This is a genomic window from Bradyrhizobium sp. CCGUVB1N3 (genome assembly GCF_024199925.1).
Lineage (GTDB): Bacteria > Pseudomonadota > Alphaproteobacteria > Rhizobiales > Xanthobacteraceae > Bradyrhizobium.
This window is the reverse complement of record NZ_JANADR010000001.1, coordinates 8,061,280-8,073,775: the sequence shown is the minus strand read 5'-3', so window position 1 is coordinate 8,073,775 and position 12,496 is coordinate 8,061,280. Positions and strand designations below refer to the sequence as shown.

Annotated in this window: 11 protein-coding genes; 1 reads left to right on the top strand and 10 read right to left on the bottom strand. The window is 57.7% G+C overall.

Annotated elements, in window-relative coordinates:
• Window positions 1-53: 53 nt before the first annotated feature.
• The 3 genes from NLM33_RS38235 to NLM33_RS38225 all read right to left on the bottom strand — a co-directional run bounded on the left by NLM33_RS38235 (window position 54) and on the right by NLM33_RS38225 (window position 4,141).
• Window positions 54-1,229, bottom strand: a complete 1,176-nt coding sequence (locus NLM33_RS38235) for a sugar ABC transporter substrate-binding protein (RefSeq protein WP_254103570.1) — start codon at window positions 1,227-1,229, stop codon at window positions 54-56.
• A 211-nt stretch (window positions 1,230-1,440) separates the two neighbouring features.
• On the bottom strand, window positions 1,441-2,955 hold the full coding sequence (locus NLM33_RS38230) for an amidase (protein ID WP_254103569.1): 1,515 nt from the start codon (window positions 2,953-2,955) through the stop codon (window positions 1,441-1,443).
• A gap of 808 nt (window positions 2,956-3,763) precedes the next feature.
• Window positions 3,764-4,141: a nuclear transport factor 2 family protein gene (locus tag NLM33_RS38225; protein WP_254103568.1), complete on the bottom strand. Its 378-nt coding sequence runs from the start codon at window positions 4,139-4,141 to the stop codon at window positions 3,764-3,766.
• Window positions 4,142-4,675: 534 nt separating this feature from the next.
• Between NLM33_RS38225 and NLM33_RS38220 the strand changes: the two genes are divergently transcribed.
• Complete coding sequence (locus NLM33_RS38220; protein WP_254103567.1) at window positions 4,676-5,182, top strand: hypothetical protein; 507 nt, start codon at window positions 4,676-4,678, stop codon at window positions 5,180-5,182.
• A gap of 7 nt (window positions 5,183-5,189) precedes the next feature.
• Here NLM33_RS38220 and NLM33_RS38215 read toward each other — a convergent pair whose 3' ends face one another.
• From NLM33_RS38215 to NLM33_RS38185, 7 genes are all read right to left on the bottom strand, one after another.
• Window positions 5,190-6,869, bottom strand: a complete 1,680-nt coding sequence (locus tag NLM33_RS38215) for a phosphoenolpyruvate hydrolase family protein (RefSeq protein WP_254103566.1) — start codon at window positions 6,867-6,869, stop codon at window positions 5,190-5,192.
• Window positions 6,870-7,000: 131 nt separating this feature from the next.
• The gene (locus tag NLM33_RS38210) at window positions 7,001-8,113 is read right to left on the bottom strand and encodes an ABC transporter ATP-binding protein (protein WP_254103565.1); all 1,113 of its coding nucleotides are present in this window, start codon (window positions 8,111-8,113) and stop codon (window positions 7,001-7,003) included.
• A complete protein-coding gene (locus tag NLM33_RS38205) occupies window positions 8,113-8,940 on the bottom strand; it encodes an HAD-IIA family hydrolase (RefSeq protein ID WP_254103564.1) in 828 nt (275 codons plus the stop codon). Before NLM33_RS38205 ends, NLM33_RS38210 begins: the two co-directional genes overlap by 1 nt.
• Window positions 8,933-9,703 (bottom strand): SDR family NAD(P)-dependent oxidoreductase, encoded by a 771-nt coding sequence (locus NLM33_RS38200; protein WP_254103563.1) that lies wholly within the window; start codon window positions 9,701-9,703, stop codon window positions 8,933-8,935. The genes NLM33_RS38205 and NLM33_RS38200 overlap by 8 nt, the downstream gene beginning before the upstream one ends.
• Complete coding sequence (locus tag NLM33_RS38195) at window positions 9,700-10,641, bottom strand: ribokinase (protein ID WP_254103562.1); 942 nt, start codon at window positions 10,639-10,641, stop codon at window positions 9,700-9,702. Before NLM33_RS38195 ends, NLM33_RS38200 begins: the two co-directional genes overlap by 4 nt.
• On the bottom strand, window positions 10,638-11,498 hold the full coding sequence (locus tag NLM33_RS38190; protein ID WP_254103561.1) for a carbohydrate ABC transporter permease: 861 nt from the start codon (window positions 11,496-11,498) through the stop codon (window positions 10,638-10,640). The genes NLM33_RS38195 and NLM33_RS38190 overlap by 4 nt, the downstream gene beginning before the upstream one ends.
• A gap of 11 nt (window positions 11,499-11,509) precedes the next feature.
• Window positions 11,510-12,472, bottom strand: a complete 963-nt coding sequence (locus NLM33_RS38185) for a carbohydrate ABC transporter permease (RefSeq protein ID WP_254103560.1) — start codon at window positions 12,470-12,472, stop codon at window positions 11,510-11,512.
• Between the last annotated feature and the right edge of the window lie 24 nt (window positions 12,473-12,496).

Here is a 12,496-nt window from a genome sequence, read left to right as displayed (position 1 = left end):
CACGAATAAACGATGGGGCCTCCCTCTGATGAGAGAGAGGCGCCGAAAAGCGATCACTCGGGGATTCGCTGCTTGTAATGATCGTTATACTCCGCCTTTAGCTGGTTGACGCAACCTGCGTCGAAGGCATCTTGGTACGCCTTCGGGAATTTGTATCCGGCGGGCGTACGGCTCCCCCAGTATGTCTTGACGTCAATCGGCCAAACCACGTTCTGAGCGTCCCAATCGCTAGGGTGGAGAACCCGCGACATTTTCTTCCAATCAAAGGGAAGTTTCACGCCGGCGAGAAACGCCTGGTATTTGTCGACATTCTGCGCCGTGATCAGGCTGGCTCCGGTGTACATCATGCGCTCGCATGGACTCGGCTTGAATCCTTTCGCGACGTCGTAAGCCCGAACAAGGGCAAAACCGGCTTGCCACTGTGGGGTAAAGCCCATCGTTGCAAGAATTCGGCCTTCCTTCACCAGTTTGAGCGTTTCGCGATTACCGTCCAGGCCAGTAATCGGAATATGCAAGCCGGCGTCTTCGGCCGCTTGCATGGCTCCGAGTGCAATCGAGTCGTTTTGACCGAAGACCGCATCGATTTTGGGATGAGCCACCAACAGGTCCTCCATCACCTTACGGGAGTCGACTTGATTCCATTTCCCTGGCTGACGGGCGACGACCTTAATGTTCGGGTATTCAGCTAGAGCTTTTTCGAAACCTGCAGTTCTAGCGATGTCCGCATCAACCCCAGGGAAGCCTGTAATGTGAACGACATTACCCTTGCCGCCGATCTTGTCAAAAAGCAGTTTGGCTATTCTGTAGCTATTATCGACATCGTCAGGCGTGAAAAACGTCGCGAAGGCATAGTTATCGGATCCCGCGTCCAAGGGATGGAAGCCAGGCACGGATTCCCAAACGGCAACGTGCACGGCGCCGACCTTCTTCGCCATCTCAACAATGGGCTTTATGTTGGCAGCAACGAGATTTTCGCCGAACGTAATTCTGACGCCTGCGCCGAACTGAGCCTCATAGATTTCGATCTGCTTGGCGGCGTCACCTTTGCCTGAAAGGATGCGGTAGTTCAAACCGAGCGCTTTCGCTGCCTGCTCGGCACCTTGCGACCAGTTGTTAAAATATTCGTTTTCGAGTGTGGATACTTCAGATAGGACATCCTCGGCCCTGGCGACGGTAAGCGATCCCAGCAGCGCCGCGGTTGCTAAAAAGTAGGTAGACAAGTTGCGCATTAGTTCCCTCCTCTGCTTGATTGAACAATTGATGCTCTGGATAAAGCGTGATCCGGATGCGCCCGCCGACGTCCTCGCCAGATGCGCGACTAGCACGACAATGCTGACCGGTTGTCGTACTGACGGTCTTGCGAGCTCCACAGTTGATCGTCTCAAAGCTTGTGGTGTTGACGACTGCGGGAAGAGTTACGGCGTCACTCCTGCCGCACCTCTACATCTTCTTCCAGTCGCCAATCTGCTCGAACGCATGCGCCGCCCGATAGATGGTCATTTCCTCGAAGTGACGGCCAACGATCATCAGACCCACGGGCAGGCCATCCACCATTCCGCAAGGCAGCGACATCGCCGGATGGTGCGTGATGTTGAAAGGAGCGGTGTTGGTGAACATCTCCGTCGCGCGAGTGATATAGTCCTCACGGCTGGCGCCCGGCGGCGGCAGCTGGGTCGCCTTCATGGGCGTCGTTGGCAGAAGAAGGAGATCGTAGTCCTTCAGCACGCTATCATAAGCAGCGGTCAGGCGGCGAGAGACGTTCACGGCCTTGCCGTAAAATCGCGGCCCGTACGTGTTGTTTATGTAGGTGCCGAGCAACAGGAACAGCTTCGCCTGCTCCGACAGGGAGTTCGCCTTCCGGCGCCACCCTCGATGGAAATCCATGAGTGATAGTGAAAAGAGGTCTGATCGGCTGGTACCAAACCCGTCGCCGAACATCATGGTTTGTGTCGCGCCCTCGGTACCAATGGGCGTCCAGATCGCGGCACCTTGCAGGTGCATCGGTACAGAGACCGCTTCTACCGAGGCCCCGAGATCTTTGAAGCGCTTGGCCGCTTCACGAACCGCTCTATTGACAGCAGCTTCCGCGCCGGGCTGCTCGAAGCCCTCCTTGAGAACGCCGATCTTTAATCCGCTGACAGTTTGGCCGAGTGCGTTCGTGTATTCATCGACTTTCGGTGCTTTGATGCGCGGATCGTAACCATCGTCTCCAGCAATCACTTCCAACAGCAACGCGTTGTCGGCAACCGTTGCGGTCATAGGGCCAGCGTGATCGAGAGTCAGCTCATTGGGCATTATGCCGGTATAGGGGACAAGACCCCAGGTCGGCTTCATGCCGTAAATGCCGCAAAAGGACGAGGGCATGCGTATTGAGCCACCCTGGTCGCCTCCGATCGCCATATCGACTTCGCCAAGCGCGACGACAACGCCGGAACCCGAAGACGAGCCGCCCGCAGAGTAGCCCATTTTATGAGGATTGTGCACCGGTCCAAGCGCACCGGTATGGCTACCACCCGATGTGCAAAAGCATTCGCAATGCACCTTACCTGCGATTTCGGCTCCCGCATCGAGCATGCGGGTGACAATGGTTGCGTCGATATCAGGTACAAATCCTTCGAGCGTCGCCGAGCCGTTCATCATTGGCACCCCAGCCAACATGATGTTGTCCTTCAGCGCGACGGTCTTTCCCTTGAGCTTCCCGCTCGGCGCACCCTCGACACGAGCCTTGCGGTACCATGCGTTGTGCAAATTCTCCTCGGGCGGAGGTTGATAGCCCGGAGTGCGCGCATATTTTACGGCTGGCAACTCGTCGGGAATGGCTTCAATGTATTTGTAAGCGTCGAGCGATTTCGAGATGAGACCGCGAAAGGAAACAATGTCCTCGTCGGTCAGTGAAAGGCCGCATTGCGCTGCCACATCTCGCAACTGCGCTGGTGTGGGCGAGACAACTGACACTTGGCTCTCCTGTCGTTTCCTACGGTGGACCAATCTGTGGTGGCCCATTCAAACGAGAGTACGGAGTGCAGTTTGATCGAGGCTACGACCCGTTATACGAACTGGGTAACTTTGGGTAATGCAGCCAAGAAAGATGCTGCAAGAGAGCGACAACGTCTGGATGGCATACATGAAGGGGGGGGTTGTTCGGGCATACCGTCGCAGGGGACGGGCGCCGTTGTTAGCAGAGGCCGCTTCGCAAGACTAAATTCACCTCCAGATCGATCCGTTGGTCCGAAGGCCGAGCTTCGCCAGGTTAGGTCTGATCCTAATTGGCATCGCCGACACTCCTTTATGTCCATGATGCGGAAGCGATCAGTTATGTCGATTGCCGCTGCTCATGTGGCGACGTCCACATGGTCTAGAAGCGGAAGATCGTGCGGGGAGGCAATTTCCGGAGCTTTGCGCCGGATGGCCTTCGGCACCGCTAAAACTGGCACGATGCGTGGCGAGGGCCGGCTTGCTGGAGAGCTGTTCGCGAAAGGCTCCGTCCCGGCGATAAATTAGCGGCACCTACGTCGGAAGGAATCGCTTCGTGTCGCGTCCGAGATTGTGGTGGCGAACAGGCGCCGGTCTTCGGCCGACGTTGCCGTCCTGGTCCGGATCGTGCGCGGCCTCAAGCAGCTAAGATCCGCTGCGGCGGTGTGGGGTGTGGCTTGCGAGAGGCCACACCGACAAGCGCAACCGCTCTCGGTTAATGGTTAAAGGAGCGGTAGAGCAAGGCAGGTTGACGCTGTCGCTCTAACCCCAACTATAAGCCAGTATAACTTTATATGGGGGTGGCGGATGAATGATGATGTAAGATTTTCCATGCGCCGTCGTGGCGACGCAGCACAAAGGTAAACCGAGCCGGTGTCGTCACATGCTGACCGTGCCGCATTTCAGAGAAGGCATATTTTCCGATTACCATAACAACATCGACCGCCAGCCTGACGCTATACCATACGTCGAATTTTGCCATCGCTCCGTCATGGAAGTACGTGCGTATTTCTTCGACGCCGATATACAGCGTGGAACTAGACGTGCCGTGAAGCAGCGCATCATCTGCGTATAACGCAACCAGATGCTCCAGCCTGTGAGAGTTGAAAGTTTGCGCCCAAAGCTCCAGGAACGCGCGCACATCCAGCATGGTTTGGTCATGATTCACGGTGAACGCCTATTCAGCAGAGCTGCGGGCTAAGTGAAGGATAGATCGTCCTTATCGCCTGGCAGCAAGTGACCTCCGGAAAAAAGACCGCTGCCAGATTTCTCTACCAGCGGCCTAAGTCTAGGGAGGAAGCAGACGAGCCGGTCTGCCAGCGGATCCAAGAGCTATCGTTACCAGGTGACAGCCTGAGTTGGTCGCCACAACGCATCCAAATGGGCTGCCGGAGATCATCACGGCCAAGTTGGCTGATCGCATCAGACTTCCTAGGAGTCTCAATTCGGCGATCCGTCATCTCATGGCCGGAGAGTAGTCCGGACACGACACGATTTTCTCCAGGATCGTTCTTGACAAGGGATAGTCTAGACTGTGCTGAAACGCTGTATAAGATCGGCCAAACGTCCGAATGGGTAAGATCAGGTAAAAGCCGTGAGGGCCCCAGTCATCTGCAAGCTTACCAGGCACCTATCGGTCGCGCCTAAGGGCGCACCTCTGGAAATTTACGCGCCGTCCTTGCGGAGTCTTCCAGAAGGCTGCATGCTCGTAATGGCAACCTTGCCTGTCATCGACTGGAACGATTGCCTTTTGCGAGACCTCCGCGCGCTCCACCAGAAAGCATCCGTTCACGTCTATGCGGCCATGGTTATGATCGATCCCTTTGCCTGCTGGGAGGATTTTGCCGACTTATTGAAAGACGCGAAAATTTCCGGCGTCGTAAATTTCCCACCTGCGTCCATCATTGAGCGGCCCACGGCTGGCATGCCGGTTAATACCGGACTTGAGCTCGAATTTCGGCGTATGGAATGGTTCGCAAGCCTCGGATTCAAGATCTTGTTCACTGCTGCCAGGGACTCTGAAATCACCGTGGCAGAGAAGCGACTAGGGTCGCGTCTTGAAGGTATCGTGTATTTGCCGGAAGAGGCTCTTGCGCTGAGGGTTTGCGACCAGATGGAGTTGGTCAGCCTTGGCCAACAGGGATCGGCGATACCAAAGTTCTCGCTTTTGAATACGACGGCTCCGAGACGACCTGTGCGCAAGACGTGAGGGTAGGCTACTCCAAAATCCGCAGCTTCTTGATCTTGTTGTAAAGCGTCTTTCTTGAAAGCCCCAGAGAACGGGCAGTCTTGCCACGATGGAGCCTGTTTCGTTTCAAGCCTTCGATGATCCACTCACGCTCGGAAAATGCCGCTGTGGGCCTAGTGGGGGATGCCGCGCTCAAAAGCGGCTTGAGGACGTCACTAACTATATGTGTGTCTTTCAAGCTTACAAGTTGGTTGACGATCTGGCGCAATTCTCGAAGATTGCCGGGCCAATGATGGCCCGCAAGCGCCAAGAACGCCGACTTTTCGATTGCCAGCGTTTGCGCGTTCGAGTCCCCTTTGGCCTCGACCGTAAAATGCTGAATGAGCTGCGGAAGGTCTTCCAGACGATTTGGCAAAGCGGGTAGTTCTATGTCGAGCCCAACAAAGAAGGCAAGAAGGCGGGGACATAGAACACTTGCCAAGCCCGCGCCGCGAGCCACTGTTGCCGTTGCGACGATCCGGGCGTTTGACCTTACAACGGACGCGCCGTTCAGCGGCGTGAAAGTACCCGTCTCGAGGTAGTCGGCAAGACGCTCTTGCCCATCCCGCGACAGCTGATCGACATGCATTAGCAAGAGCGTAGAATCGCTTGCAGCTTCCAGGAGCGACAGTTGGCGTCTCCTGTTCTCGTCGCCCTCTGCCCCGAACAGCGCACCGACCGTGTCGATTGCCGGACCCGGCCGGCAGTGAAATAGCGCCGGCTTCGTGTGTTTCCGGTCGCTGAAGGCATGAATGAGATTAGCTATTCGGCGCTTGCCTGATCCGGCCTCGCCCCAGACGAGCACAGGATTGGGATTGCCGGCCAAGCGCCTTGTGGTCTCGAGGACACGCTTCATGCCTGACGACTGCGCAATGATGCCGTGCCTGAAGCCGCTCAACTGGAGCTGGCGCTCAAGAAGATCGACCTTCTCGCGCAGCAAGTGAATTGTCTTGAAGCCCGAGGTGACCTCAAGAACCGACATTTCCAACGGGACGCGGTCGAGCGAGGAGCCGCCGATGAAGCCTTGGACACCTGTTTCGCGGCAGATATCCAGGAGCTCGTCAGGCTTCGTAATAGGTCCGCCGCCGAGCAGGCAGATCACGTTTCTGTCGATGGATTGAGCCACGCGCGCCACGGCGCTCGTGCGCGCGGCAAGCTCCGGCAGGCTGATCGATGGATCGGACCCGCTTTCGATCCCCCGGTTGAGATTGAAGTTGATGCAGATGGCCTCAGCTCCTGCTTCGACCATGCGTCTTGCTTCGGATTGGGTGCGGGTGTAGGCGATAGTCATCAGGCCACGTCCGGCAGCCTTCACCAGGAGCTCGATTTCTCGTGCGTAGCCCAGGCCGGACTTTTCAAGCAATGATCGCCTGTAGTCATCGATATGGATGACGGACGGGAAGTTGCTGACCCCAGAGAAGCCCCATCTGGTGATGCGGTCGAGAAAACCGTCGATATCGAGCTGCGGATCGAAGGTACAGGCCCCGAAAAATACCGGCAATTTTGTGCTATGCAGAATCTCGGTCCGGCCAAAGCCGGCCACGAATTCGTTGGCGTTTCGGATTGGAAGGATTGAGGCCGGCGAAGAGCCTCCCATGGCGCGAAAACGGCCGGCATTGAGCGCAAGCACGAAATCTGCGCCCGCACGCTCGGCCGCTCTTGCGGTCATACCAGATCCGATTCCCGCCCCAAGCACAAACGACCGGGAGTTCCGGAAGAACTGCCTGATACTGCCGCCCTTTACCTGGTCCGTCGGCCTGTGCATGACCGGCCCCGCCTCCTGCAGGGCAGGTTTGAAAGCTAGCTCCAATTTGCGGGCGCGTGCAACCGTCGTAGCGCCTTTCCGTTCGACATGAAGAGGTGGAAGTCCGCTGGCGAAGCGGCCAGACGAACCTTGCCGGACCTCTTGGGCGGCTGGGGCTTGGGCGCTTTTGCGACCACGGATTCCTTGCCAGCGTTGCCGTAGATGTAGGTGACGCTGCCAAGATGCTCGACGAAATCGACGTCAAGCTCGATTCCGATATCGGTCTGCCCCGCCACGGATGGAGAGAAATCATCCGGGCGAATTCCGAGCGCGATCGGCTTGCCGACAAGCATTTGATCAGGCAGAACGGGGACGGAGACCGTCGCACCCGCGTCGAGTTTGACGTCCATGCCCGCCGCGTGCGCCGCCTCGATGTGGCCGTTGAGGAAATTCATCTTGGGCGAGCCGATGAACCCGGCCACGAAGCGAGAAGCCGGATTGTGATAGAGTTCGTGCGGACTCCCCACTTGCTCGATGTTGCCGTCCTTGAGCACGACGATCTTGTCGGCCATCGTCATGGCCTCGACCTGGTCGTGGGTCACATAGATCATGGTGTTGCCAAGCTGCTTGTGCAGCTTGGCAATCTGCACCCGCATCTGCACCCGCAACTCGGTATCCAGGTTCGACAGCGGCTCGTCGAACAGGAACACTTTGGGTTCACGCACGATGGCACGTCCAATCGCCACGCGCTGCCGTTGTCCTCCTGAGAGTTGCCGAGGTTTGCGCTCCAACAGGTGATCGATCTGCAACAGCGACGCAGTCTCGGCGACCCTACTAGCCATATCGTCTTTCGGCACTTTGGCCATGCGCAGAGGAAAGGCAAGGTTCTCTCGCACCGTCATGTGCGGATAAAGAGCATAGCTCTGAAACACCATGCCGAGGTTTCGGTCAGCCGCGTCAACATCGTTGACGACCTCGTTGTCGATCAAGAGCCGTCCTCCGCTAATTCGCTCCAGACCACCGATCATTCGCAGCAGCGTCGACTTGCCCGACCCGGATGGCCCAACGAATACGACAAATTCGCCGTGATCGATCGTCAGATCGATATTCCGCAGGATCTGGATGGTCCCATAGGCCTTATTGACGCCTTCCAAACGAACATCGGACATCAGGCTCTCCTCTGTCGCGAACTTCCAACCGGCGCCGGCCTCACCCCAATCTCTTCCAGGCTGGACACGATGAAATCGGGCGGCACCAGTAATGGATCCTCTCGGGGGGGCACCCCCGTCGTAACCAGCACGGTCGGCAGGCAGGCTCGTTTCCCGGCCTGAATATCGGTCTGAATCTGGTCGCCAATCAGCAATGTGGAGCCGCGCGCCGTCCCCAGACGCGCAAGTGCGGTCTCGATCATGTGCGGCTCGGGCTTACCGACGATCACGGGCTTGACTTGCGTGGCAGCCGCCACAGCGGTGATCGTTGCTCCTGCGCCCGGCTCGTATCCGCTAGCGGTCGGCAAGAGGAGATCTGGATTAGTGCCGATGAAGGCAGCGCCATTCAAGATCGCTTCGACCGCAATTCGCAGTTTCTCATGCGTGATCTGACGGTCGAGCCCCATGACGACAGCCTGAGGTTTTCGATCGGTAACCTCGAGCCCCACGTCTGCCATAGCTTTCACAAGAGACGGTGCGCCGATGACAAATACGCGCATGAGGTCCGGGTATTTCGCACGGATCAGCTCGGCGGCGGTGATGGCGCTCGTGACAACGTCTTTCGGTGCGACGGAAAGCCCAAAACCTTCCAATTTGCGGACGACATCTTGCGGCGTATGGGTGGAATTGTTTGTCACGAAGCAGAACGGCAATCCGGCCGCCTGCCAGGCTCCAAATACCTGGATGGCATCGACAATCGCAGCGTTCCCGCGATAGACGACGCCGTCGAGATCCGAAATGATCCCTTCGATCGGCGGCCAGTTTGGGCCAGAGCTACCGCTAGCCATTCATCAGCATCCCGCCGTTCACGTGAACGATCTGCCCCGTCATGTAGGAAGCTGCAGGACTTGCGAGGAAAACCGCCAATCCTGCGATATCATCGGGTACGCCCACCCGTCCCAAGGGGATCCGGCCACTGTGGCGCGCTTCGGTCTCCTCACGCGGACGTCCGTGCATCGGCGTATCGATGATTCCTGGCGCGATTGCGTTCACATTGATCTTGAGGGGCGCACATTCGTAGGCGAGAAGCTTAGTGACGTCGTGAACGATCGCCTTGGATAAGCAATAGTCGGCGCCACCTGCCTGGTAGTTGAAGACTGCCCCCTGGGAAGAAAGGGAGGAGCCGATGTTGACGATGCTGCCGCCCTTGGCTTTCATGAAGCGCTCGATCGCCAGTTTGGAGCAGTGCAAGACAGCGACCGAGTTGATCTGGATGGTGCGTTCGATCTTCTCTGGACTACCGTTCAGGAGCGGCTCTGCAGATTTGATACCGGCATTGTTGACCAGCACGTCGAGCCGGCCAAAGCGTCTGGCAACCTCGTCGAGCACCATGGTGACATCTTGCTCGCGCGCCACGTCCATGGCCATCGGCAATACCCCGTTGCCATAGGGCAAGCTTGCCAAAGTGTCCTCGAGACTTTCGAGGTTTGCATCGGTGGCAAGGACTTTCGCCCCACCTGCCCGAAACGCGTTCACGATGGCAGAGCCGATGCCGCCACCGGCTCCGGTCACGAGCACCGTCCTATCTGAGACTGAGAACTGTCCGGTCATTCCAACTCCAAGATCGTTTGAGACTTTAGAAACTCGTCAACGGCCTCCGCGCTCGGCATGGAGCTTTGAGCGCCGCGCCGCGTCACGCATAGGGCGGCCACGGCCAGGGCCTTCCTCACGGCTTCGCTCAAAGACAGCCTTTGCGCGAGAGACGCGGCGAATGCTCCGTTGAAGGCGTCGCCTGCGGCCGTGGTGTCGACCACCTTGACGGGAAAAGCGCGCAAGGCAAAGGAGTGCTTTTCATCTGCATAATAGGCGCCCTGCGCACCGAGGGTGATCAGCGCGGCACGTGGCCCGAGATCGAGAAGCTTTAGCGCAGCGTGGGCGGCACTATCGAAGTCGTCGACCTCAATTCCCGTCAGCTCAAAGGCTTCCGTCTGGTTCGGTGTGACAAAATCAACGCTTCTCCACGCCGTCGATGGAAGCCCGGGCCTCACCGGCGCAGGATTAAAGATCAGTTCGAAGTGCTTGTCCCGCTTCAGCTCGAAGAGCCGGTTAAGCGCTCCGATCGGCAGGCCCATCTCGGCGACCACAATCGCGTCCTGCGCGATGAACTCGGCCGCGGTCTCGATCATCTGCGAGGTGACGTTCAGATTGGCGCCGGGGTCGATGACGATCATGTTGGAGCCGTCATCCCCGACCATGACCAGGGCCGAGCCGGAGACTTCTCCCGGTGCAATCTTGACCGCATCCGTGCAAACACCCGCCTCAGTCAGGGACTGCAACAGCCAGTGACCGGCAGCGTCTTCGCCGAGACACGTATAGAAGTGCGGCTTCAGCCCAAGCCGGGCGGCGGCAACGGCCTGATTGGCGCCCTTCCCTCCCGGGTGGCGGGTCAACGTTCCCATCAGGCTTTCACCGGGCGTTGGCAGCCGCTCGACATTGAAGCAGAGGTCGAGATTGGTCGTTCCGAAGAACATCAACGGCCTGGCATTCATTTTACGGCACCGAAGGTGAGGCCACGTTCGAGGTGACGCTGGCCGATGACGATCAGAATGACCGGAATGATCATCGTCACGACCAATCCTGCGGCCATGACGGGATAGAATTGCACGCCCGGATTAAGCAGCTTGAGCAGGGCGACGGTCACCGGCGCCTTGGTTGACGAGAGAATCAGGCCAAGGGCGAAATTGTGCCAGGCGAGCAGGAAGATCAGCAACGAGGCGCCGATCAGGCCAGGCTTCAAAAGCGGCAGCACGATGTGCAACACGACCCGGACCGGCTTGGCGCCATCCATGGCAGCCGCCTCCTCGATGTCCTTCGGGATGTCTTCGATATAGGAGCGGCTTAGCCAAACGATCATTGGCAATGTGACGACCTGGTAGACCCAGATCATGCCGATATAAGTGTCATAGAGTCCAATGGTCTGGAAAACGCTGAAGAGCGGAATGACGACCAGCAGCGCCGGCGCAAAACGGAAGCCCAAAATGAAGAAGGCAATGTCTTCCTTGAGGGGAATGTCGCGTCTCGCCAGGACGTAGCCCGCGGGCAGCCCGACGATCAGGGACACGATGACAGAGCCAAGCGCGATGACAACGCTGTTCGAGATCGGCGTCAGGAAATCGACCTTGATGGTGCCGTAGCTGGTTGCGCCTGCCTGGGCAACGTCGAACAAGACGCGAAAGTTTTCCAATGTCGGCGAGAACAGGAAGGTCGGTGGCCAGGTCATCACCTCTGCCTGCTGCTTCAGCGACATCATCACGATCCAAATGAGCGGAAAGGCCAGGATCAGTGCGCAAATGCCGACGAGCAGGTTGAGGATCAAATTCGCGGAGGTCGTGCGTTTCAATCGCATACGTTGCCTCCTCAGCTAACGCGCTGGCGGACGAAGCGCCACAGCTTGACCATGGTGAAGGTCCCAACCAGCACGATCAACCAATTGACGACCATAAGGGCTGCCCCACGGCCAAAGGCGAGATTTTGGAAGGCAGTGACGTAGGCGCGGACGGACAGGACGGAGGTGCTATTTCCGGGACCGCCTTGCGTTGTCCCGAAGATGATGTCGAACTGATTGAGGGATTCGATCAGCCGAAATACTGCAGCGATCAGTATGTAGGGAGCAATTAGCGGCAACTCGATATGCACAAAGGTTGCCCATCCCTTCGCACCATTGACACGGGCCGCCTCTCTCACCTCTTCATTGATGCCCTGCAGGCCAGCGAAGATGATAAGCGCAAAAAATGGCGTGTAGGTCCATACGTCGATCAGGACCAGGGAGAACATTGCGGTGGTTGGATCTGAAATCCATGCAAATCGGCCGATCCCGACAAGAGACAGCAAGTAGTTCATGATCCCGTTCTGCGGGTCCATCATCGTCGTCCACATGAGCGCAACGCTCATCGGGGGCAGGACGAGAGGCAACAGAATGACCGGCCGCATCACGCGCGCAAGGAAGACGTCAGTTGCGAACAGCTTGGCAAGTGCGAGTCCGAATGCAGCCTCCGCAATTACGGCCGATCCGGCGTAGACAAGAGTGGCGCGAACGCTGTTCCAGAAATCCTGTGTCTTGATCAGCACGGCATAGTTGCTGAGGCCGACGAAGTGGACCAGCAGCCGACCGAACTTGAGGTCTGTGAGCGACTGAAAGACACCATAGAAGAACAGGAACAGAAATCCGAGCAAGATGATGATAGCAGGAGCGATCGCCGCAATGCTCCACCAGTCGATGCGCGGCTCCTCGGCGCGCCTTTCTACCCTATCTTTTGACGTGGAGAGTTGGCTGGCCGACGACTGTAGCGTCACGATTCCGTCGGATCCTCGAAGGTCCATGTCATTAGATCTCTATGATGCGAA